Raw genomic sequence first — 22,230 nt, forward strand, 5'->3', positions numbered from 1 at the left:
ACCAGTAAAGAGGAATTGCTGAAATGTACTATGGATTTGATATTGGCGGCAGCAAGATAGCGCTGGGCATATTTGATAAAGCGCGGCGGCTGCAGTGGGAAAAACGCGTCGCCACGCCGAAAGAGAGCTACGAAGCATTTTTGCAGGCGGTAGAGGCGTTGGTGCAGGAAGCTGACCAGCGCTTCGGCTGCCAGGGCTCGGTGGGCATTGGTATTCCGGGAATGCCGGAAACTGAAGACGGCACGCTGTACGCCGCCAACGTTCCCGCCGCCAGCGGCAGACGGCTGCGGGCCGATCTGAGCGAGCGTCTGGGGCGCGACGTGCGCCTTGATAACGACGCCAACTGTTTTGCCCTCTCCGAAGCGTGGGACGATGAATTTACGCAATATCCGCTGGTGATGGGGCTGATCCTCGGCACCGGGGTTGGCGGCGGTCTGGTGCTTAACGGTAAATCGATTACCGGGCATCGCTATATTACCGGCGAATTCGGCCATATCCGCCTGCCGGTGGATGCGCTGGAAGTGGTAGGGCGTGATTTTCCTCTGACCCGCTGCGGCTGCGGTCAGCTGGGCTGTATTGAAAACTATCTTTCCGGGCGCGGTTTCGCCTGGTTATACCAACACTTTTATCAACAATCCTTAACCTCACCCGAGATCGTCGCGCTCTGGCAACAGGGAGACGCGAAGGCGCGCGAGCACGTTGAGCGCTATCTCGATCTGCTGGCGGTGTGTCTGGGCAATATTTTAACCATTGTCGACCCCGATCTGCTGGTGCTTGGCGGAGGATTGTCTAACTTTACTGCAATAACCGAAGGGCTGGCGCAGCGCCTGCCGCGACATCTGCTTCCCGTTGCCAGCGTGCCGCGTATTGAGCGCGCGCGTCATGGCGATGCCGGAGGTATGCGCGGTGCGGCCTTCCTTCATCTGACTCAATAACGACAGAGGTAGCTATGCAGTCGCGCCGCTTACACCGATTAAGCCGATTTCGCCGCAACAAGCGCCGGTTACGAGACCGTTTGCGCCAGCGGATTTTCTTCGGCGAAGATAAGGAGACACCTGAAACGATGGAAAAACCAAGAGTCGTGGTGCTAACCGGCGCGGGCATTTCGGCGGAGTCGGGAATTAAAACCTTCCGCGCCGCAGATGGTCTGTGGGAAGAGCATCGGGTGGAAGACGTGGCGACGCCGGAAGGTTTCGCCCGCGACCCGGCGCTGGTACAGGCGTTTTACAACGACCGCCGCCGCCAGCTGCAAAGCCCTGACATTGCGCCCAATGCGGCGCATCAGGCGCTGGCGCGGCTGGAAGAGGCGCTGGGCGACCATTTCCTGCTGGTGACCCAGAATATCGATAATCTACACGAACGCGCGGGTAACCGGCGGATAATACACATGCACGGCGAACTGCTGAAGGTGCGTTGCTCGTGGAGTGGGCAGGTGCTGGAGTGGACCGGCGATGTGACCACGGAGGATAAATGCCACTGCTGCCAGTTTCCCGCGCCGCTGCGCCCGCACGTGGTGTGGTTCGGCGAGATGCCGCTGGATATGGATGAAATCTACCTGGCGCTGGCCGAGTGCGATATCTTTATCGCCATCGGCACTTCCGGGCACGTTTATCCGGCGGCCGGCTTTGTCCACGAAGCGCGGCTGCAGGGCGCCCATACGGTTGAGCTAAACCTCGAACCAAGCCAGGTGGGCAGCGAATTTGCTGAAAAGCACTATGGCCTGGCAAGCGAAGAAGTACCGAGGTTTGTGGAAAAATTGCTGCATGAGGTCGCCAGGTCGACGCCACGTCTTTGATAAATCGCAATGGAAAACAGGAGCGGCTATGGATAGCCCGTTAGTGATATCTTTCATTATTTTTATTGCCGCAGTTGGGATTGGGCTGTGGAGTCAGTATTGCCTGCCCCGTCTTTCCGATAGCCGAAATATCCTGTTTATTATTTGTTTTTTTCTCGGTATCGGATCCGCCGCTTCATGTTTGTTTCATCTGCTCTATCTGCTGTTGGTCGGCCAGAGCGCACAGGGCGATATCGCCGCGTTCGGTACGCTTATTACGATAGCAGCGCTCTGGAAGCCGCTGAACTATGTCACCGACGCCGCAAATAAACGTAAGGGAAAGCGCAAAGAGTAGGCCTCTGGCGGGTCGTAAAAAAGCCGCCGCCGTAATTCACTCTCACCCAGGCTGGCGAAAGCCTGGTGACAGATTGAAAGACAGAACAACAGGATAACTAACCCTTGTAACACATCTTAGAGCCTATCCCATCAGGACTCTTTCACTGGCCATTTTGGACCTGGGCAGTGCTTGACACAATACGGAAGTACTTTGAACGCCCTTCAGGGCGGCCCGGAGGGCGAGCGTAGCGAGACAATCCTCACGTGCTGCGTGTACGTCCGGTTTCTGTGCGTTGTTCGTGCGCCAATAACGCCTACCGGGATAAGCGCATACTGCCGGGCCGAAGCCCGGCAGTATGGCGAAATTAACGACCCGCTTTCAGTTTCTGATAATACTCTTCATACAGGGTGCTGGCGCTGCCGACATCGTTCTGCCATTCGCCTTTCTGAATCGTTGCGGCGTCCGGGTAGAGCGATTTATCATTGGCGACTTCCGGGCTCAGCATCTTACGCGCGGCCAGGTTTGGCGTCGGGTAGCCGATGGTTTCCGCTACCTGTTTGGCGATTTCCGGGCGCAGCAGGAAGTTGATCAGCTTCAGCGCGCCGTCGACGTTTTTGGCGTTTGCCGGAATCGACAGGCTATCCATCCAGAAGATGCCGCCTTCTTTCGGCCACACCACTTCCAGCGGCGTACCGGCCTGACGCGCGACCCACGCGGAGCCGTTCCATACCATGCCGAGGTTTACTTCGCCTTCCATATACGGGTTCGCCGGGTTATCCGAGTTGAACGCCGCCACGTTCGGCATTAGCTTTTTCAGCTCGTTATAGGCCGCCTCGATCTCTTTGGGATCGGTGGTATTGCCGGAGTAACCCAGCTTACGCAGCGCTACCTGGAACACTTCGCGCGCGTCGTCGGTGAGCAGCAGGCTGCTCTTATACTCTGGCTTCCACAGATCCGCCCAGCTGGTGACGGTTTTGGGATCGATCTCGTCGCTGTTGATGCCAATGGCCGTCGCGCCCCAGATGTACGGAATCGAGTAGTCGTTGTTCGGGTCGAAGGGTTTGTTGAGCATTTCAGGATCGAGGTTGCCGAAGTTGCTCAGCTTGCTCTTATCGATCTTCTGCAGCATGCCCTCTTTGCGCATTTTGTCGACGAAGTAGGTGGACGGCACCACCAGGTCGTAGGCGCCGTCTTTATAGGTTTTGAGCTTGGCGTACATGGTTTCATTCGATTCGTAGGTCGAATAGATAACCTTGATGCCGGTCTCTTTGGTGAACTGCTCCAGCAGTCCCGGCGGGACATACTCGGTCCAGTTGTAGAAATAGAGCGTTTTGCTATCGTCCGCATGCGCGGCGCTCATCCCGACTGCCAGAGCGCCCGCAGCGAGCAGGTGGCGTGACCATTTTTTCATTTTAACGTCCCCTGAGTTTTATCACGTGCAATTAACTGGCTGGCAATAACCATCACCAGCGACAGAACCAACAGAATGGTCGCCAGCGCGTTAACCTCTGGCGATACCCCCACTTTAACCATCGAATAAATCTTCAGCGGCAGGATCTCATAACCCGGCCCGGTGACGAACGAAGAAACCACCACATCATCCATCGACAGGGTAAAGCTCAGCAGCCACCCCGCGGCCACGGCGGGCAGCGCCAGCGGCAAAATGATTTTTCGCAGAATGGTCAGTTCGCTGGCGCCGAGATCTTTTGCGGCTTCCAGCATGCGTACATCGAAGCCTTTCAGGCGCGAAAACACCGTGACCACCACGAAGGGGAGGCAGAAAGTGATATGCGAAAACAGCAGCGACCAGAATCCCAACTGAATGCCGATCAGCATAAACAGCACCAGCAGCGAAATCGCCATCACGATATCCGGCGACATCATCACCACGAACAGCATCCCGCTGACGAATGGCTTGCCGCGAAAGCGATAGCGGTAAAGCGCTACGGCGGTCAACGAGCCGATAAGGGTGGCGAAGGTGGCCGACAGCACCGCCATGGTCAGCGAGTGCTGCGCCGCCTGCAGCAGGCTGTCGTTATTCATCAGCAGGCTATACCAGTTGGTGGTGAAACCCTGCCAGTTGATGCCAAAGCGCGAACTGTTAAACGAATTCACGATCAGAATAATAATGGGGATGTAGAGATACGCGTAAATGGCGGTCATAAAGCCGCCGCGCAGCAGTCGACCAATCATTCCAGCTCCACCTTTTTATTCAGTAAGCGCGCCGCGCGCCAGTAAATCAGCAGCATCAGGCCCATCACCAGCGTCAGCGTGATGCTGGTCGCCGCGCCGAACGGCCAGTCGCGAATGTTGAGGAACTGGCTCTTTATCACGTTGCCGATCAGCAGGTTCTTCGCGCCGCCCATCAGGTCGGAAACGTAGAACAGCCCCATCGCCGGAAGCATCACCAGCAGGCAGCCGGCGATAATGCCCGGCATGGTCAGTGGAATGATGATGCGGATAAAGGTTTGCAGCTTACTGGCGCCAAGATCTCTCGCCGCTTCCAGCAGCGGGCGGTCGAGCTTCTCGATGCTGGAGTAGAGCGGCATCACCATAAACGGCAGCAGAATATAGACCAGGCCGATAATGACCGCCGAGGGGGTGTACATGATGCGCAGCGGCGTATCGATGACCCCCAGCCACAGCAAAAATTCGTTGAGGTAGCCCTTGGTGCTGAGGAAAATCTTCAGCCCGTAGATACGAATCAGCGAGTTGGTCCAGAACGGCACGATCAGCAGAAACAGCATCAGCGGGCGCACCTTTTCCGGCAGCCTTGCCAGGAACCAGGCGAAAGGGTAGCCGAGCGCCAGGCAGGCCAGCGTCGCCAGCAGCGCCATATTCAACGAATGCAACAGCACGTCGTAGTAGAGCGGGTCGAGCAGGCGCGCGTAGTTATCCAGCGTAAAGACCAGCTTAACGAAGTTGGTATCGTCGCGGGTCAGGAAGCTGGTAGCGATGATCATCAGGTTGGGCAAAAAGACGAACAGCACAAGCCAGCCCACGATGGTGGCGATCACCACATTCTGGAATTTACTTGTGTTCTTCATCGGCCAGCACAACCTCCCAGCTTTCTACCCAGTTAATGGCCATTTTCTGGTCGAGAGAGTGGTCAAAATCAGGATCGTCTTCATTAAAGAATTCGCTGACCATGACCATTTTGCCGTTTTCCAGTTCAACCACCGATTCCAGCGTCATGCCTTTATAGTTGCGTTCGCGGATATAGCCTATCAAGCCATCGGCATCGTTACTGTGGTGGATCTCATCCACGCGCAGATCTTCCGGACGCAGCAGAACGTTAAGCCGCTGGCCTTTTTCAACGGCGAAGCTGACGTAAATATTGCATTCGCGGCCTTCGACGCTGGCGCGCACCCGCTGCTCGTCGATCCGCTCGATGACTGTGGCATCGAAGATGTTGATTTCGCCGATAAAGCTGGCGACAAACAGGTTTTTTGGCTCTTCGTAGATCTCGCGCGGCGTGCCGTCCTGCTCAATTTTACCCTCGCGCATGACCACGATGCGGTCGGACATGGTCAGCGCCTCCTCCTGATCGTGGGTCACGAAGACGAAGGTGATGCCGAGCTTACGCTGAAGCGCCTTCAGCTCATTCTGCATCTGCTTGCGCAGTTTATAATCAAGTGCGGAGAGAGATTCATCAAGCAGCAGCAGGCGCGGTTTGTTGACTACCGCGCGGGCGATGGCGACGCGCTGCTGCTGGCCGCCGGAGAGCTGATGCGGTTTACGCTGGGCAAACGCGTCAAGCTGCACCATACGCAGGGCGTCGTGGACGCGGGGGGTAATTTCCGCGGCCGGGGTTTTCTGCATACGCAGGCCAAAGGCGACGTTTTCAAACACCGTCATGTGCGGAAACAGCGCATAGCTTTGAAAGACGGTGTTAACGTGGCGGTTTTCCGCCGGGATATGGGTGATATCGTGATCTTCGAGATGGATTCGGCCGCTATCGACGCTTTCCAGGCCGGCGATAAGACGAAGAACGGTTGTTTTACCGCAGCCGGAGGGGCCAAGCAGGGTGAGAAACTCACCGTTGTTGATGGTCAGATTGAGGTCGGATATTACCGTTTTACCATCAAAGCTTTTGCGAATTCCCGCCAGCTGAACCAGCGGAGAACGCGAACGCGGTTGTGTATTCAATTTTTGACTCTGTCCCATGTAGGCGCAGCGGAAAGCTTACCGATGCGGGGTTTGTGGTTAACCACCTTTGGTTTGACACATAAAATAATAAGGCCGAGCATTCTACGGCAAACGATTGTAATCGCCAATGATTGATGCGCCATGATGAGCTACCTTTACAACATTATCGTGCGAAATGGATTAAATTCTCATTTGCCGGGCTAAAAATGACCTGACGCAATATTTGTCTTTTCCGGCTTATCAATAATGTTGTCACAAAAGAAGAGGGTGGCTACATGGATAAATTGCTTGAGCGTTTTTTGCAGTACGTTTCTTTAGACACGCAGTCGAAGCCTGGCGTGCGTCAGGTACCGAGCACGGAAGGTCAGTGGAAGCTGTTACGTCTGCTTCAGGCGCAGCTGCAAGAAATGGGACTGGTGAACGTGACGCTGAGTGAGAAAGGGACGGTCATGGGCACCCTGCCGGCTAACGTTGAGGGTGATATTCCGGCCGTTGGTTTTATTTCCCATGTCGATACGTCGCCTGACTTCAGCGGTAAGAATGTTAATCCGCAGATCGTCGAAAACTACCGCGGCGGTGATATCGCTCTCGGTATTGGCGACGAGGTTCTCTCCCCGGTGATGTTCCCGGTACTGCACCAGCTGCTCGGGCAGACGCTGATTACCACCGATGGCAAAACGCTGCTCGGCGCGGATGACAAAGCGGGCATCGCGGAGATCATGACCGCGCTGGCGACGCTAAAAGCGAAGAATATTCCCCACGGCGATATCCGCGTCGCCTTTACGCCGGATGAAGAGGTGGGTAAAGGGGCGAAGCATTTTGATGTCGCGGCATTCGATGCGCGCTGGGCTTACACCGTCGACGGCGGCGGCGTGGGTGAACTGGAGTTCGAGAACTTTAACGCCGCCTCGGTGACGATTAAGATCGTGGGTAATAACGTTCATCCCGGCACGGCGAAAGGGGTGATGGTGAACGCCCTATCGCTGGCGGCGCGCATTCATGCCGAGGTGCCAGCGGACGAAGCGCCCGAGACCACCGAAGGCTACGAGGGTTTCTACCATCTGGCCAGCATCAAAGGCACCGTCGATCGGGCAGATATGCACTACATCATCCGCGATTTTGACCGGAAGCAGTTTGAGGCCCGCAAGCGCAAGATGATGGAGATCGCCAAAAAGGTCGGCAAGGGGCTTCATCCGGATTGCTATATCGAGCTGGTCATTGAGGACAGCTATTACAATATGCATGAGAAGGTGATGGCGCACCCGCACGTGGTCGATATCGCCCGCCAGGCGATGGTGGATTGCGATATTGAACCGCAGTTAAAGCCGATTCGCGGCGGTACCGACGGCGCGCAGCTCTCGTTTATGGGCCTGCCGTGCCCGAACCTGTTTACCGGCGGCTATAACTACCACGGGAAGCATGAGTTTGTGACGCTTGAAGGCATGGAGAAGGCGGTGCAGGTGATTGTACGCATTGCCGAGCTGACGGCGAAACGCGGCGCATAAAGGTTCTATAAGCTACGGCCCGGTGAGGTGGTGAAACTGACGGTGCGGTAGGCAAATGTAGAATGCCATCCCATAGGCCCGGTGAGGCGCCAGCCGCCACCGGGCAAACAGATGGCTCAGTCCTCAAAGAACCAGTAGCCGCTGTTGACTAGCGCGGCCAGCAGGGCGAGGAAGGAGGGATCTTCCAGCGCATCGCCGAGATGCTCTGCGTTTAGCGTCAGATGAGTCGCCAGGGCATCCAGCGCCGGGCGGTGCGGTGAGTTGATTTTCTCGCCGTTGACGAATACCTCGCCATCAATCCGCAGCACGCGCAGACCGCCGAGCCGCGACAGCTTATCCCCCTGCTGCAGCGCATCGTAAATTTCATCCGGCTGATACGGCGGCTCCGGCGGCGCGACATCCAGTTCGTGGCGGGACTGGGTGATAAACTCGCCAAACCACTGCTTAAAGTGCTCCGGCTGGTTAATCAGCCCCAGCATCATCTCGCGCAGACGATCCAGTTCAACCGGCAAAATGTCGGCAGGATGGTCGCGAGACGGTACGTCCGGATCGGCGTAGCGCTGGCTGCCCAGTTCGCGCTGCAAAACGTAATCGGCAAAGCCGCTGAACAGCTCACGGGCATTTGGCGCGCGATAGCCGACCGAATAGTTAAGCGAATTTTCCAGCGAGTAGCCTTCATGCGGGAATCCCGGCGGAATATACAGAATATCGCCCGGCTCCATCTCTTCATCAATAATGGCTTCAAACGGATCGACCTGCAGCAGGTCCGGATGCGGACAGTGCTGTTTCATCGGCACTTTTTCGCCCACGCGCCAGCGGCGGCGACCGGTCCCCTGAATGATGAACACATCGTACTGGTCGAGATGCGGACCGACGCCGCCGCCCGGGACGGAAAACGAGATCATCAGATCGTCGATGCGCCAGTCGGGCAGAGCGCGGAACGGATGCATCAGCGCCGCCGTTGGCTGGTGCCAGTTATTAACCGCCTGTACCAGCAGCGACCAGTTATTCTCGCTCAGGTGATCGTAGCTCTCGAAGGGGCCGTGGCTAACCTGCCATTTACCGTCCTGATGACTGACCAGGCGGCTATCGACTTCGCTCTCCATCGCCAGTCCGGCCAGCTCGTCCGGGCTTAACGGATCGACGAAATTAGCAAAGCCCCGTTTTAGCACTACAGGGCGTTTTTGCCAGTAGCGTTCGATAAAGTCGGGCCAGTTAAGCGTTAATTGATAATCCATATTTATATTCCACAGCAGGTGTCTGATAGGGATTATAACGGATGCGGCACCAGCATGATGCAGGCGCCGTTAAAAAACCGACTGTTTTAGCTCTCTTTATCTTCGAGGGTCTGACGGCCAAAAATCACTTCCATGCAGGCGCCGCCGAGAAGGCTGTCCTCGGCCAGGATACGGCCGTCGTACTGGGCAACGATATCGCGGGCAACCGAGAGGCCCACGCCCTGCCCGGGGCGCAGCGTATCGGCGCGCTGGCCGCGATCGAACACCGCGCTGCGCATCGTTGCCGGGATCCCCGGGCCATCATCTTCAACCAGAATATGCAGATGATTGTCGTTGGTCTGACGAACGGAGACTTCCACAAACTCCAGGCAATATTTGCAGGCGTTATCGAGAACGTTGCCCATGACTTCCATAAAATCGTTCTTTTCGCCGACAAAGCTAATTTCCGGCGAGATATCCAGGGTAATGTTCACGCCTTTGCGCTGATAGACTTTGTTCAGCGCCGAGGTCAGGCTGTCGAGCAGCGGAGCGATGGGGTGCAGTTCGCGGCTGAGCAGCGAACCGCCGCTGCGCATGCTGGCGCGATGCAGATAGTAGCCAATCTGCTGCGAGATGCGGCTAATCTGCTCCAGCATCACCGGTTCTGCTTCGTTGACGCTCAGCTTCTCGCCGCGCATGGAACGCAGCGTGCTCTGCATCACCGCGAGAGGGGTTTTCAGGCTGTGGGTGAGGTCGGTCAGCGTCGTGCGGTATTTATCATAGCGTTCGCGTTCGCTTTTCAGCAGGCGGTTGAGATTGCTGACCAGCCGCGTAAGCTCTCGGGTGGTGTTCGGGTTGAGCATCTCGCGGTGATGCTCCTCCAGTTCGCGCACCTCTTTGGCCAGCGATTCGATAGGGCGCAGGCTCCACCACGCCGCGACCCACAATAGCGGGATCACCAGCAGCAGGTTGGCTGCCAGGACGTAAATAAACCAGCTCCACACCATATAGGAGCGCTTCAGCTCCACCGGAATGGTGTCGACAACCACGATACTGAGCTGCGGCATGGTGCTGGTGGCCGGATAGATGTTGATCGCCACCGAGTGGGTCATCTCGGAGCCGTCGTCCTCTTCCCGGATGGCGTCCAGCTGTTGCTGAATCTCATGATTGTTGTGCTGCAGCATACTGCTGCTGTCTACGTCGGCCTCAATCTCATGAAAGCCGTTATTTTTGAGCCAGTCAGGTTGAATACGCTTGACGAGCCACGGAACATCGCGCTGCGCCCACAACAGCTGGCCGTGAGCGTCGTAAATCAGCGTTACCGTGGGGCTCTGCATATTGAGGTTATCGGGAATATCAACTTCGATGGTGTTGTTTTCCCACTTCGCCAGCATATAGAACAGGTTGCTCTCGCCGCGCAGCAGGCGGAAGGTGGTTTTATCGAAGCTAACGCTATATCCCACCAGCGCGACCATGCCATAGGAAAGCGATAGCACCAGCACCACGGCGGCCGTTGCCAGCAGAAAGCGGACGCGCAACGACAGCGGCAGAATATGCCGCAGTAGCCCTTTCATCCGCGCAGTTCGAACAGATAGCCCTGGCCGCGCACGGTGGTAATCACATCCTGCGGATACTCAGCCTGTATTTTTTTGCGCAGTCGTCCCATCAGCACATCGATAGTATGGCTTTCGCGCAGCTCGGCGTCGGGATAGAGCTGCAGCATCAGCGAATCTTTGCTGACCACTTTGCCCCGGTTGCGGATCAGGGTTTCCATAATGGTGTATTCAAATGCCGTCAGCTTGATGGGCTGGTCGTTGACCGACAGCTCGCGACGCGATAAATCCACCTGGAAAGGCGGTATGGAGATGACCTGTGACGCCAGGCCGCTGTTACGCCGCAGCAGCGCCTGCATGCGGGCCGCGACCTCTTCGATATGGAACGGCTTAGTGACGTAATCATCCGCGCCGGCGCTCAGCACCTCGACTTTATCCTGCCAGCCTTCGCGCGCGGTCAGCACCAGCACCGGCACCGACACGTCGTGGCTGCGCCAGCGACGAATCAGCGAAAGGCCGTCTTCATCCGGCAGGCCAAGGTCGACGATGGCGATGTCCGGAACATGTTCACCCAGATAGTAATCCGCTTCCTTTGCGTCTTCCGCCGCATCGACCTGATGTCCCAGCTCCTGCAGCTGAACTTTCAGGTGATGGCGCAGGAGAGCGTTATCCTCAACCACGAGTACGCGCATGCCCGTTCTCCATTTTATTTATGATTTGAATAGTTTAGCGCTTATTATACACCTTTAACATAAACAGCTGTTAAATAAAGAATTTTATTTGATTTTTTGTACCTCAGTCTCGTGAGGCGTCAGGACGAGTCCGTCTTCGGCCGCGGGCGACATCATGGGAACCGGGCGCAGCGTACGTTTATCGATCAGGACGGAATGGGGTTCGTCAGGGGCAAACAGATGCTGCTCTCCCCACTGGCGTAGCGCAACCACCACAGGGAACAAACGCTCCCCCTTTGCCGTCAGTACGTATTCCTGATAAGCCGTGCCGTCCGAGGCGGCTTGCGTCGTGAGGATACCTGAATTTACCAGTTTGTGCAGACGGTCAGAGAGAATATTACGCGCCATACCGAGGCTTCGCTGGAAATCGCTAAAGCGGCGCATACCATCGAAGGCGTCGCGCACAATCAACAAGGACCAGCGATCGCCGATAATATCCACGCTTCGGGCGACGGGGCAGGTTTCGTTTTTCATTTTTTCACGCGCAGGCATGGGCTCTCCAAACGGTCGGGTAAACTAGTTGCATTTTAAAACTCCCTGTTCTAGCCTACAACTGGTTTTATTTTGAAACTAGATTATTAAGGCTGGAATCATGAAAGCGTCAATGTTATCCCCATCGCTAATAGACCCGGAAACGGTTATGCCGCGTAGCCTGGTGTGGCTGTTTGCTCTCGCCAGCGGGTTGAGCGTGGCGAACGTTTATTACGCACAACCGCTGCTCGACGCGCTGGCGCGAGATTTCGCCATCAGCGACGCCGCGATTGGCGGGGTGATTGCGGCGACTCAGATTGGCTGCGCGATGGCGTTGCTCTTGCTGGTACCGCTGGGCGACAGAGTCAATCGCCGCCGCCTGATAGCGACGCAGGTTTTTCTGTTGATCGCTGCGCTGACGGCGGTGAGTCTGGCGTCGACCACCGTGATGCTGTTGGGCGGCATGCTTGCCGTTGGCCTGCTGGGTACCGCAATGACCCAGGGGTTGATCGCCTATGCCGCCAGCGCCGCTTCGCCCCATGAACAGGGACGCGTGGTGGGCGCCGCGCAGAGCGGAGTCTTTATCGGGCTGCTGCTGGCGCGGGTATTTTCAGGGGGCGTAAGCGATCTCTTCGGCTGGCGCGGGGTATACATCTTTGCCGCTTTACTGATGCTGGGCATTGCGCTGCCGCTGTGGCGTCGGCTGCCGGTGTTAGCGGTAGCGTCGACCCCCCTGAGCTACCCGCGCCTGTTGGCATCGATGCTGACTCTGCTGCGTCAGGAAAAAGTGCTTCAGGTGCGCGGCGTGCTGGCGTTACTGATGTTTGCCGCCTTCAATATCTTCTGGAGCGCGCTGGTTTTGCCCTTGAGCGCTCCGCCCTTCGGCTTTTCGCATACGGAGATCGGCGCCCTGGGCCTGGTGGGGGCTATCGGCGCCCTGGCGGCGGGGCGAGCCGGTAAATGGGCCGATCGCGGATACGGGCAGCGCACCAGCGCCGTGGCCCTGGTCATGTTGCTGGTGGCCTGGTGGCCATTATCGCTGATGGCATGGTCGCCAGCGGCGCTGTTGGCTGGCATTGTGCTGCTGGATCTCGGCGGTCAGGCGCTGCATGTCACTAATCAAAGCATGATTTTCCGTACCCGACCCGAAGCGCACAGCAGGCTGGTCGGTCTGTATATGCTGTTTTATGCGCTTGGCAGCGGTTTGGGGGCGGTTAGTACGACCGCGGTATATGCGCGCGCGGGATGGCAGGGCGTTTGCCTGCTGGGGGCATCGGTCAGTCTGCTGGCGCTGCTGTTCTGGTTGATGACTCGGGGCGTGATGACCAACCATAACGGTGGTGAAGGGTAGCGGAGAACGAGCGGCGATGTTAATTTTTTGTGTAATATAGCGGAATAGCGGATGTCGTTTTTAATGGCGCGCGGGAGCGTAAATCACATGCCACAACAGAAACGTGCGGATTGGGTCCGCCTGGCCCAGTCGCCCGCGCATATTGAGCGTATCGAAGCCTTTTTCGGCGGCCACGGTTATGAGCCTCACCGGCATGATACTTACGCCATTGGCCAGACGCTCTCCGGCGTGCAGCGCTTTCACTATCGCGGCGGCCTCCAGCACAGCCTCCCCGGTGGGACGATGGTTTTGCACCCCGATGAGGTCCATGACGGCGAGGCAGGGACCGAGGAGGGGTTTCGCTACCGGATGGTGTACATTGAGCCCGCGCTGATTCAAAAGATCCTTGGCGGTAGGCCGTTGCCCTTTATCCCCGGGGGAATATCCAGCGATCCGCGCTTGCTGCACGCCGCGCTGCCGTTGCTGAAAGACGTCAATGCCCACTTCGCGCCTCTGGAGGAGGAGGACGCGCTGTACGATCTGGCGCAGACCCTGGCCGCCGTCGGCGGCCAGCGCTTTCGACGCCGGGCCTTCGATTACCCCGCCGCGGAAAGGGCCCGGGAGTATATCCACGCCTGTTTTGCGCAGAACATCACCCTCGACACTCTGGCGAACGTCAGCGGCAGAGACCGCTGGAGCCTGAGCCGCGATTTCAGGGCGCTGTTTGGCGCCAGCCCCTGGCGTTATGTGATGATGAGGCGCCTCGAATTTTGCCGCCAGCGGATGCTGGCAGGGGATAATCTGGCGGATATCGCAGCCCACGCGGGCTTTGCCGATCAAAGCCATATGACGCGCCAGTTCATCAGCCGCTTTGGCCTCTCTCCCGGCCGCTGGCTGAAGTTTGTCCGCCCCTGACGCGCCGCGAGTTGCACAATCGTTCAATCTCTGCGGTGGGGAGTTATCTATGCTGACAGCCTTTATCACAAGGAGTCAGCTCATGTATCAATCGATTAATATTGCGCAGAAATTCACTCTCTTTACCGAGCAATGGCAGCCGAAGGTGGTGGCCGAAATGAATGATTATCAGTTCAAGGTGGTCAGGATCTTCGGCGACTTTATCTGGCATAGCCATCCGGAAACGGATGAAACCCTGATTGTGCTGGAGGGCGTGCTGCGTCTGGATTTTCGCGATAAGCATCTGTTGCTCCAGGCCGGCGAAATGATCGTGGTGCCTCGGGGCGTTGAGCATAAAACCTCGGCGGAAACCGAAACCAAACTTATGCTGATCGAACCGCGCGGCGTCCTGAATACCGGGCATGAGGGCGGAGATCGGACCGCGGTGAACGACGTCTGGATTTAACGATCGCGGGGGCAGGGAAACCCTCTTCCCAGAGCGGAAAGAGGGTGGAAAGGTTTACTTCAGTTCGTCAACCATGGTGGTCGCGCGGCCGATATAGTTGGCCGGCGTCATGGCCTTCAGGCGAACTTTTTCCGCTTCCGGCAGCGCCAGGCTGTCGATGAACTGCTGCATGCCTTCGGCGTCCACGCGCTTGCCGCGGGTCAGCTCTTTCAGCTTCTCGTAAGGCTTCTCGATGCCGTAGCGGCGCATAACGGTCTGGATCGGCTCGGCCAGTACTTCCCAGTTGTGGTCTAGTTCATCCAGCAGACGGTCCTGATTCAGCTCCAGCTTGCTCACGCCTTTCAGAGTGGATTGATACGCGATCAGCGCATAGCCGATGCCGACGCCGAGGTTACGCAGGACGGTGGAGTCGGTCAGGTCGCGCTGCCAGCGGGAAACCGGCAGTTTGCTCGCCAGATGCTGCATCACCGCGTTGGCCAGACCGAGGTTGCCTTCGGAGTTCTCGAAGTCGATCGGGTTCACTTTATGCGGCATGGTGGAAGAGCCGATTTCGCCGGCAATCGTCTTCTGCTTGAAATGGTTGAGCGCGATATAGCCCCAGACGTCACGATCGAAATCAATCAGGATAGTGTTAAAGCGCGCGACGCAGTCGAACAGTTCGGCGATATAGTCGTGCGGTTCAATCTGGGTGGTGTACGGGTTCCACTGGATACCCAGCGAGGTGACGAACTCTTCGCTGAACTGGTGCCAGTCGACTTCCGGGTAGGCGGCGATGTGGGCGTTATAGTTACCCACCGCGCCGTTGATTTTGCCAAGGATTTCAATCTGATTCAGCTGACGATACTGGCGCTCCATACGGTAAGCGACGTTCGCCATCTCTTTCCCCATGGTCGACGGCGTGGCCGGCTGGCCGTGAGTGCGGGAAAGCAGCGGGATATCGCGATATTGCACCGCCAGGTCTTTCACCGCGTCGATCAGCTTGCGCCAGTAGGGCAGGATCACTTCGTCGCGAGCGGTTTTCAGCATCAGCGCGTGGGACAGATTGTTGATGTCCTCGGAGGTGCAGGCAAAGTGGATAAACTCGGAGACCGCGTGCAGTTCAGCGACATCGGCGACTTTTTCCTTAAGGAAATACTCAACCGCTTTGACGTCGTGGTTGGTGGTGCGCTCGATGGTTTTGATGCGCTCTGCATCTTCCACGCTGAAATCAGCGACGATTTTATCAAGGTAACCGTTTGCGTCGGCAGCAAAAGCAGGAACTTCCTTGATCGCTGCGTGCGCGGCCAGTTTTTGCAACCAACGCACTTCTACCTGAACGCGGAATTTCAGCAAACCGAATTCGCTGAAGATACCGCGCAGCGCGCTGACTTTGTCGCCGTAGCGGCCGTCGACTGGGGAAACGGCGGTCAGTGAGGATAATTCCATAGATCACAACTCCGGGGTTAAATGAGCAAGAATTTGTTTTGCCTGGTTAACCAGACGATGACGAGAAAACATCAGCTGCAGGCGCCCGCCGCCGACCTGGTGCCAGAGCACCGCGGAGCGAATTCCGGCCAGCAGGGCAGAGCGAACCTTCGCCTGAACCTGAGGGCTTTGCAGCACGGCGGGAGAGCCGGTCACCTGAATCCGCGGGCCCAGCGGGCTAATGACATCAACATAGATGCCGGCCATCGCGCTGAGCAGCGTCTCGGATTGCAGATCGAAATGTTCAAGCTGACGGCGCAGGCCACCGATACGGTTGCCGAGGGTATCCATGGCTCCCTTGCTGGCGGCAAGCTTACGCTCCAGCACCATCAGGCTTAAAGTATAGCGGGTAAGTTCGGCGTTCAGCCCCTGGCGGCTGCTGGTATTCAGCACGCCAATAAGGGTCTCCAGCCCGAGGCGAAGATTGGCTTCGCTACCACCGAACACCGCCAGCGTTGAATCCGGATCGAGGTCGATGATGCTGTTCAGCGACACATGCAGAGCATCGCTATCGCAGTGCCCCTGGTGCGCCAGTTCCTGAACCAGACGCGCGGCCTGGCAAACGCCGGCCAGCGCCAGCGTAATGTCATAATAATTCTTCGCCACACATTCTCCTTATAAACCGCCAAATGCCCGAGCGGCGCATTCAGCGGCTGAAATGTCTGTCAAGCCGGCAGCGGCAAGCGCTGTTCGATAATCCCGCCGCCGAGGCAGACTTCGCCGCGGTAGAAGACCGCAGACTGGCCCGGCGTCACGGCGGCAACCGGCTCATCAAAGATGACTTCAATGCGGTCGTCATCCAGCGCTTTAACGCTGCAGGGGATATCGGTCTGACGGTAGCGGGTTTTCACCGTGCAGCGCAGCGTGCCCGTAACCGGCTCGCGGTCGACCCAGTGCAGCTGTTGGGCAATCAGCCCAACGGACATCAGACGCGGATGGTCGTGGCCCTGGGCGACAACCAGAATATTGTTTTCGACGTCTTTGTCGACCACGTACCACGGGTCTTCGCCGCCGTCTTTGATACCGCCGATGCCAAGGCCTTTACGCTGCCCAAGGGTGTGGTACATCAGGCCCTGATGCTCGCCAACTTCGTCGCCGTCAACGCTGATAATTTTTCCCGGCTGAGCGGGCAGGTAGCGGCCAAGGAACTCACGGAATTTGCGTTCGCCGATAAAACAGATACCGGTCGAGTCTTTTTTCTTCGCGGTAATGAGATCCAACTCTTCGGCGATTTTACGCACCTGCGGCTTTTCCAGCTCCCCCACCGGGAACAGGCTTTGCGCGATCTGTTCGTGGCTTAGGGTATAAAGGAAGTAGCTCTGGTCTTTGTTACCGTCGAGGCCGCGCAGCAGCTGGCTCTTGCCGTTAACGTCGGCGCGGCGCACGTAGTGTCCGGTAGCGATGTAGTCGGCGCCGAGGTCTTCTGCGGCAAATTCGAGGAAAGCTTTAAATTTAATTTCTTTGTTACACAGAATATCCGGGTTCGGCGTGCGTCCGGCTTTGTATTCTTCAAGGAACAGTTCGAATACGTTGTCCCAGTATTCTGCGGCAAAGTTAACGGTATGAAGTTCAATTCCCAGCTTATCGCAAACGGCCTGCGCGTCGGCAAGATCCGCCGCTGCGGTGCAGTATTCCTCGCCGTCGTCTTCTTCCCAGTTCTTCATGAACAGGCCTTCCACCTTATACCCTTGCTGGAGCAGCAGGTAGGCGGAAACTGAGGAATCAACCCCGCCGGACATGCCGACGATCACTTTTTTCTGGCTTTCTGACATTGGAATACTCATTACATTGAACTTCGAGGCGGCGTATTCTAGCACGCGTCCTCGGTTGAGGCACCCCCTGTAAACGGCCAGTTAAATTCACCGATGAGCGACAGCGGGTAGCGCGGATCCTGCTGATAGCTGCGAATGCTCTCAGCAACCAGTTGAGAACGCAGGTTTGTCGCGTTAAGAATTTCCTCAGCGCTAAGCCACAGGCAGCGATCGATATCACTATCATGGGGCTCGGTGGCGCACGTATCGTTAAGCTCGATAGTAAAGAGGAAGCGCAAAAATGGGGTGCGATCCGGGGCTATCCACTGATGCAGGCGAAGAAAGTGCTGCGGCGTGGCGCGAATGCCGGTCTCTTCCCAGAGCTCGCGCTCTGCGGCCTGAACCAGCGTTTCATCGGCTTCGAGGTGGCCCGCAGGCTGGTTCCACAGCGCTTTTCCGTTGATCGTCTCTTCAACAACGAGGAATTTGCCTTTCGCGTGAACCACGCAGGCGACGGTGACGTGCGGTTTAAACATTGATTTTCCTTAGGCTACTGTTAATCAATTTTGCGCCATTCGCCGTTGGCCAGGCCATCCAGCGTATAGCCGCCCATCGCGTAGCGAATCAGACGTAGCGTCGGAAAGCCGACGTGGGCGGTCATCCGCCGCACCTGGCGGTTGCGCCCTTCATAGAGGGTGATTTTAAGCCAGCTGGTAGGGATGGATTTGCGCTCGCGAATGGGCGGATTTCGCGGCCATAGCCACTCTGGCTCCGCCACCCGCTCGACTCCCGCAGGCAGGGTGGGGCCGTCATTCAGCGTGACGCCGTCGCGAAGGGCGGCCAGCGCGTCCGCCGTGGGTTCGCCTTCCACCTGGACATAATAAATCTTTCCGGTGCGCTTGCCCGGCTGGGTGAGGGCCGCCTGCAGCGCGCCGTCGTTAGTCAGCACCAGCAGGCCTTCGCTATCGCGGTCCAGCCGACCGGCAGCGTAGACGCCGGCAACCGGAATAAAATCTTTAAGCGTGCTGCGTCCGGCTTCATCGGTAAATTGCGGCAATACATCATATGGTTTATTGAACAAGATCACAGTTTTTGGCTGGCGTTCTTTGCGTTGTCTGGTGACTTGTTGCGTGCTGAATCGCTCAACGCGATGTTTTCTAAATGAAGTTTTTTGCATGGTATTTTCAGACTCAATCAATTGCCGCATTATAGCCTAATTACGAATGCCTTTCATGGACGCAAACATTCAGGTAGTATTGACATGCTCATTACAACTTATTAACAAAAAGGTTGCTCAAACCGATTCGCATTACAGGAAGGCGACACGGACGCGAAATCTCCGGTTAGCGGGATATTCCGATGACGGGAGTGGGCGAATAAAGCCAACGCCCGGCTAGCGTGAAGAGGGAAGAGCAGAACCAGAAGCGCTCGAAGGAGAGGTTAATGGAAAGCAAAGTAGTAGTTCCGGCGGAAGGTCAAAAAATCACCCTGCAAAACGGCAAGCTGAACGTCCCTAATAACCCGATTATCCCGTTCATCGAAGGCGATGGTATCGGTGTTGACGTCACTCCGGCGATGCTGAAAGTGGTTGATGCTGCCGTTGAGAAAGCCTATAAGGGCGAGCGTAAAATTTCCTGGATGGAAGTTTACACCGGTGAAAAATCGACCCAGGTTTATGGCCAGGATGTCTGGCTGCCTGCCGAAACTCTTGATCTGATTCGTGAATATCGTGTTGCTATCAAAGGCCCTCTGACTACGCCAGTCGGCGGCGGCATTCGTTCTCTGAACGTTGCCCTGCGTCAGGAACTGGACCTCTACGTTTGCCTGCGCCCGGTTCGTTATTATCAGGGTACTCCGAGCCCGGTTAAACATCCTGAACTGACCGATATGGTTATCTTCCGCGAAAACTCCGAAGACATCTACGCCGGTATCGAGTGGAAAGCCGATTCTGCCGAAGCGGATAAAGTGATCAAATTCCTGCGCGATGAAATGGGCGTGAAGAAAATTCGCTTCCCGGAACATTGCGGTATCGGCATCAAGCCGTGCTCTGAAGAAGGTACCAAACGCCTGGTTCGCGCCGCCATTGAATACGCCATCACCAACGATCGCGATTCACTGACTCTGGTGCACAAAGGCAACATCATGAAATTCACCGAAGGCGCGTTCAAAGACTGGGGCTACCAGCTGGCACGCGAAGAGTTCGGCGGTGAGCTGATTGACGGCGGCCCGTGGCTGAAGATCAAAAACCCGAACACCGGGAAAGAGATCGTCGTGAAAGACGTTATCGCCGACGCCTTCCTGCAGCAGATCCTGCTGCGTCCGGCGGAATACGATGTTATCGCCTGTATGAACCTGAACGGCGACTATATCTCTGACGCCCTGGCGGCGCAGGTTGGCGGTATCGGTATTGCCCCGGGTGCGAACATCGGCGACGAGTGCGCGCTGTTCGAAGCGACCCACGGTACTGCGCCGAAATATGCCGGCCAGGATAAAGTGAACCCAGGTTCTATTATTCTGTCCGCTGAGATGATGCTGCGCCACATGCAGTGGTTCGAAGCCGCAGACTTAATCGTTAAAGGCACTGAAGGCGCAATTGCTGCCAAGACCGTGACCTATGACTTTGAGCGTCTGATGGAAGGCGCTAAGCTGCTGAAATGTTCAGAGTTTGGCGACGCGATCATCGCGAACATGTAATCCCGTCTCTGGGTTAGACAAAAACGGGAGCCGATGGGCTCCCGTTTTTTTATTACACCTGAATGATAAGCCTGGCGCCGTTTTGCTCAATGCGTCGGTCAGTGAGAGTCCTGGGGAGTCGGCCCGGCCAGGTAAAACGATACGGCATCACCATCATCACACCTCCTCAGAGAGCAGCAGTCCGTAGCTGAAACTCCACTCATCGGCGGTATTGAACTGCATCATCACCATCACATCATCCGGACTAATATGCAGTTTCGTCTGCAGCCGCTGGCACAGGGTACGGCAGAAGTTCCTCTTCTGCTCCACTGAACGAGGCTTACCTGCCAGAAGATGGAACTGAATAAAACTGTCGCTGCGGCCAGCGCTTTTATAGCGGCGGTCGAACACATGCTGGTTCGCCGGCAGCCGTTCGAAAACCTGAAAGCGATCGTGGGGCGGGACGGCAAATTCTGTTTCAAGGCTCTGTTGCAGAATGTCGGAAATCTGCATGATTTGCGTATCGTTATAACTCTGATGGAGGCTAATGCGGGTAAAGGGCATCGGCGTTACTCCTCTTGCAGGCATTCGAGGGCGGAAACCGCCGCGGGCCAGCCGGCGTAGAATGCCAGATGGGTGAAAACCTCAACGATTTCTTCACGGGTCAGGCCATTTTGCTGGGCGAAGCGGATATGCCAGGGGAGCTGCTGAACGCGGCCCAGCGCCGTCAGCGCGCCGAGCGTCACCAGGCTGCGCTCGCGGGGAGAAAGCGGTTCACGCGTCCAGATATCATTAAAAAGTACATTCTGACTCAGCTCGGCTAGCTTCGGCGCGATGCGAGCCAGGGTTTCACGATCGAGGGGGTTGGCCATCGTTATCTCTCCGTATTGACAATAACGTCATTCTGGCGCGCTGTTTCAATCCTGAAAATTGAATTATATTAGACCGTTCATCCCGTTTATCAGGACAATCATGAATAAGCTCCCACTCACGTTCGATCTCGACGCGCTGCGCAGTTTTGTCACCGGTATTGAATGCGGTAGCTTTGCGCAGGCGGCAGGTCGCCTCTGCCGTTCAACCTCGGCGGTGAGCGCTCAGCTGAAAAAGCTGGAGCAGCAGTGCGGCACCGCTCTGGTGGAGAAGAGAGGCCGCCACCTGGCGCTGACGCAGAATGGCGAGATAATTATGGGCTATGCCCGGCGTCTGCTGGCGCTGAACGATGAAGCGCAGCGAGTCCTGCAGGGCGAACTTTTGCAGGGAGAAATACGCATTGGCATGCAGGAGGATTTTGGCGAGTCGCTTATGCCCGGCATTCTTGGCGAGTTCAAACGTCACCATCCAGGAATGCGAATTATTGCCCGTGTCGATCGCAATCGGGCGCTGCTCAACGCCCTCAATGACAATATGCTTGATATGGCGCTGCTGTGGCAGCCGGAGAGCGCGCAGCGTGAAGGCAAACCGATCGGCCAGAGCCGGCTGGAGTGGATAACCCATCCGCAGCTGGATATTGCCGCGCTGCTGGCGGAGGGCAAGCCGTTGCCGTTGGTGATGCTGGACAGCCCGTGCCTGATGCGTTCCCGCGCCATCGACTGTCTGGACCGGGCCAACATCGCCTGGCAGGTGGTGTTTATCAGCCATAGTCTGAGCGGCATCTGGGCGGCGGTGCAGGCCGGACTGGGCATTACCGTACGTACGCGCATCGGCATGCCCGGCAACCTGCGCGTGGCGGGAAGCCTGCTGCCATCGCCGGGGAATCTCGGTATTACGCTGACGCACGGCCAGGGGAACGACGGGGTTCACGGAGCGCGGGCGCTGTTGGGGCAACTGATGGAAGACGCGCTATTAAGCGTGATGTGAGCGTTATTCACCCGCGCGTCGGCTTTCATTAGCATGGGTGAATAGGGCATCTTCGCCT

24 protein-coding genes are annotated in these 22,230 nt (G+C 56.9%); 9 read left to right on the top strand and 15 right to left on the bottom strand.

Features of this window, described 5'->3' with window-relative positions; all coding sequences use genetic code 11:
• Positions 1 to 23 precede the first annotated feature (23 nt).
• The 3 genes from nagK to KOSB73_RS13620 are packed head-to-tail and all read left to right on the top strand — an operon-like array spanning position 24 to position 2,129.
• Positions 24 to 935, top strand: coding sequence for an N-acetylglucosamine kinase (gene nagK / locus KOSB73_RS13610; protein WP_024359531.1), 912 nt, complete (start codon positions 24 to 26; stop codon positions 933 to 935).
• A 14-nt stretch (positions 936 to 949) separates the two neighbouring features.
• The gene (gene cobB, locus KOSB73_RS13615; RefSeq protein WP_024359530.1) at positions 950 to 1,795 is read left to right on the top strand and encodes a Sir2 family NAD+-dependent deacetylase; all 846 of its coding nucleotides are present in this window, start codon (positions 950 to 952) and stop codon (positions 1,793 to 1,795) included.
• A 28-nt stretch (positions 1,796 to 1,823) separates the two neighbouring features.
• Positions 1,824 to 2,129 carry a hypothetical protein gene (locus KOSB73_RS13620; RefSeq protein WP_024359529.1) on the top strand — a complete coding sequence of 102 codons (306 nt, stop codon included), beginning with the start codon at positions 1,824 to 1,826 and terminating at the stop codon, positions 2,127 to 2,129.
• Positions 2,130 to 2,475: 346 nt separating this feature from the next.
• On the opposite strand, the gene potD is transcribed toward KOSB73_RS13620, so the two are convergent.
• From potD to potA, 4 genes are read right to left on the bottom strand one after another with little or no spacing between them, the layout of a single operon-like run.
• A complete protein-coding gene (gene potD / locus KOSB73_RS13625; protein ID WP_024359528.1) occupies positions 2,476 to 3,522 on the bottom strand; it encodes a spermidine/putrescine ABC transporter substrate-binding protein PotD in 1,047 nt (348 codons plus the stop codon).
• A complete protein-coding gene (potC, locus tag KOSB73_RS13630; RefSeq protein WP_004138360.1) occupies positions 3,519 to 4,304 on the bottom strand; it encodes a spermidine/putrescine ABC transporter permease PotC in 786 nt (261 codons plus the stop codon). The genes potD and potC overlap by 4 nt, the downstream gene beginning before the upstream one ends.
• The gene (gene potB, locus KOSB73_RS13635) at positions 4,301 to 5,158 is read right to left on the bottom strand and encodes a spermidine/putrescine ABC transporter permease PotB (RefSeq protein ID WP_004131456.1); all 858 of its coding nucleotides are present in this window, start codon (positions 5,156 to 5,158) and stop codon (positions 4,301 to 4,303) included. The genes potC and potB overlap by 4 nt, the downstream gene beginning before the upstream one ends.
• Positions 5,142 to 6,278, bottom strand: a complete 1,137-nt coding sequence (gene potA, locus KOSB73_RS13640; RefSeq protein WP_004138358.1) for a spermidine/putrescine ABC transporter ATP-binding protein PotA — start codon at positions 6,276 to 6,278, stop codon at positions 5,142 to 5,144. Before potA ends, potB begins: the two co-directional genes overlap by 17 nt.
• 257 nt (positions 6,279 to 6,535) lie before the next feature.
• Between potA and pepT the strand changes: the two genes are divergently transcribed.
• Complete coding sequence (gene pepT / locus KOSB73_RS13650) at positions 6,536 to 7,765, top strand: peptidase T (RefSeq protein ID WP_004138356.1); 1,230 nt, start codon at positions 6,536 to 6,538, stop codon at positions 7,763 to 7,765.
• A 116-nt stretch (positions 7,766 to 7,881) separates the two neighbouring features.
• On the opposite strand, the gene KOSB73_RS13655 is transcribed toward pepT, so the two are convergent.
• The 4 genes from KOSB73_RS13655 to KOSB73_RS13670 all read right to left on the bottom strand — a co-directional run bounded on the left by KOSB73_RS13655 (position 7,882) and on the right by KOSB73_RS13670 (position 11,758).
• Entirely contained in the window at positions 7,882 to 9,003 is a 1,122-nt protein-coding gene (locus KOSB73_RS13655) for a ribosomal protein uL16 3-hydroxylase (protein WP_004131462.1), read from the bottom strand.
• 86 nt (positions 9,004 to 9,089) lie between these two features.
• Positions 9,090 to 10,556, bottom strand: coding sequence for a two-component system sensor histidine kinase PhoQ (phoQ, locus tag KOSB73_RS13660; RefSeq protein ID WP_024359527.1), 1,467 nt, complete (start codon positions 10,554 to 10,556; stop codon positions 9,090 to 9,092).
• On the bottom strand, positions 10,553 to 11,227 hold the full coding sequence (gene phoP, locus KOSB73_RS13665) for a two-component system response regulator PhoP (protein WP_004101181.1): 675 nt from the start codon (positions 11,225 to 11,227) through the stop codon (positions 10,553 to 10,555). The genes phoQ and phoP overlap by 4 nt, the downstream gene beginning before the upstream one ends.
• Positions 11,228 to 11,311: 84 nt before the next feature.
• On the bottom strand, positions 11,312 to 11,758 hold the full coding sequence (locus KOSB73_RS13670) for a winged helix-turn-helix transcriptional regulator (RefSeq protein ID WP_004138352.1): 447 nt from the start codon (positions 11,756 to 11,758) through the stop codon (positions 11,312 to 11,314).
• Between the two features lie 100 nt (positions 11,759 to 11,858).
• On the opposite strand from KOSB73_RS13670, the gene KOSB73_RS13675 reads away from it, so the two are divergent.
• The 3 genes from KOSB73_RS13675 to KOSB73_RS13685 all read left to right on the top strand — a co-directional run bounded on the left by KOSB73_RS13675 (position 11,859) and on the right by KOSB73_RS13685 (position 14,427).
• The gene (locus KOSB73_RS13675) at positions 11,859 to 13,088 is read left to right on the top strand and encodes an MFS transporter (RefSeq protein WP_049085947.1); all 1,230 of its coding nucleotides are present in this window, start codon (positions 11,859 to 11,861) and stop codon (positions 13,086 to 13,088) included.
• An 87-nt stretch (positions 13,089 to 13,175) separates the two neighbouring features.
• Positions 13,176 to 13,982, top strand: coding sequence for an AraC family transcriptional regulator (locus KOSB73_RS13680; RefSeq protein WP_049130909.1), 807 nt, complete (start codon positions 13,176 to 13,178; stop codon positions 13,980 to 13,982).
• An 82-nt stretch (positions 13,983 to 14,064) separates the two neighbouring features.
• The gene (locus KOSB73_RS13685) at positions 14,065 to 14,427 is read left to right on the top strand and encodes a cupin domain-containing protein (protein WP_004138345.1); all 363 of its coding nucleotides are present in this window, start codon (positions 14,065 to 14,067) and stop codon (positions 14,425 to 14,427) included.
• Positions 14,428 to 14,481: 54 nt separating this feature from the next.
• Here KOSB73_RS13685 and purB read toward each other — a convergent pair whose 3' ends face one another.
• From purB to rluE, 5 genes are read right to left on the bottom strand one after another with little or no spacing between them, the layout of a single operon-like run.
• On the bottom strand, positions 14,482 to 15,852 hold the full coding sequence (purB, locus tag KOSB73_RS13690; protein ID WP_004131470.1) for an adenylosuccinate lyase: 1,371 nt from the start codon (positions 15,850 to 15,852) through the stop codon (positions 14,482 to 14,484).
• A gap of 3 nt (positions 15,853 to 15,855) precedes the next feature.
• Positions 15,856 to 16,497 carry a high frequency lysogenization protein HflD gene (gene hflD, locus KOSB73_RS13695; RefSeq protein WP_004138343.1) on the bottom strand — a complete coding sequence of 214 codons (642 nt, stop codon included), beginning with the start codon at positions 16,495 to 16,497 and terminating at the stop codon, positions 15,856 to 15,858.
• A 59-nt stretch (positions 16,498 to 16,556) separates the two neighbouring features.
• The gene (mnmA, locus tag KOSB73_RS13700) at positions 16,557 to 17,663 is read right to left on the bottom strand and encodes a tRNA 2-thiouridine(34) synthase MnmA (RefSeq protein ID WP_004138341.1); all 1,107 of its coding nucleotides are present in this window, start codon (positions 17,661 to 17,663) and stop codon (positions 16,557 to 16,559) included.
• 38 nt (positions 17,664 to 17,701) lie between these two features.
• Positions 17,702 to 18,178 (bottom strand): NUDIX hydrolase, encoded by a 477-nt coding sequence (locus KOSB73_RS13705; RefSeq protein ID WP_049085859.1) that lies wholly within the window; start codon positions 18,176 to 18,178, stop codon positions 17,702 to 17,704.
• A gap of 20 nt (positions 18,179 to 18,198) precedes the next feature.
• Positions 18,199 to 18,849 carry a 23S rRNA pseudouridine(2457) synthase RluE gene (gene rluE, locus KOSB73_RS13710; RefSeq protein WP_004138338.1) on the bottom strand — a complete coding sequence of 217 codons (651 nt, stop codon included), beginning with the start codon at positions 18,847 to 18,849 and terminating at the stop codon, positions 18,199 to 18,201.
• Positions 18,850 to 19,085: 236 nt separating this feature from the next.
• Here rluE and icd point away from each other — a divergent pair, with 236 nt between their 5' ends.
• Positions 19,086 to 20,336, top strand: coding sequence for an NADP-dependent isocitrate dehydrogenase (gene icd, locus KOSB73_RS13715; RefSeq protein ID WP_004131480.1), 1,251 nt, complete (start codon positions 19,086 to 19,088; stop codon positions 20,334 to 20,336).
• Between the two features lie 156 nt (positions 20,337 to 20,492).
• Here icd and KOSB73_RS13720 read toward each other — a convergent pair whose 3' ends face one another.
• Together KOSB73_RS13720 and KOSB73_RS13725 are read right to left on the bottom strand one after the other, a co-directional pair.
• Positions 20,493 to 20,879 carry a tautomerase family protein gene (locus KOSB73_RS13720; protein ID WP_098140587.1) on the bottom strand — a complete coding sequence of 129 codons (387 nt, stop codon included), beginning with the start codon at positions 20,877 to 20,879 and terminating at the stop codon, positions 20,493 to 20,495.
• Between the two features lie 5 nt (positions 20,880 to 20,884).
• Complete coding sequence (locus KOSB73_RS13725) at positions 20,885 to 21,187, bottom strand: carboxymuconolactone decarboxylase family protein (protein ID WP_024359522.1); 303 nt, start codon at positions 21,185 to 21,187, stop codon at positions 20,885 to 20,887.
• Positions 21,188 to 21,287: 100 nt separating this feature from the next.
• Between KOSB73_RS13725 and KOSB73_RS13730 the strand changes: the two genes are divergently transcribed.
• Positions 21,288 to 22,172 carry a LysR substrate-binding domain-containing protein gene (locus tag KOSB73_RS13730; RefSeq protein ID WP_024359521.1) on the top strand — a complete coding sequence of 295 codons (885 nt, stop codon included), beginning with the start codon at positions 21,288 to 21,290 and terminating at the stop codon, positions 22,170 to 22,172.
• Positions 22,173 to 22,230: the final 58 nt, after the last annotated feature.

Origin of the sequence: Klebsiella grimontii (genome assembly GCF_900200035.1) — a bacterium.
Lineage (GTDB): Bacteria > Pseudomonadota > Gammaproteobacteria > Enterobacterales > Enterobacteriaceae > Klebsiella > Klebsiella grimontii.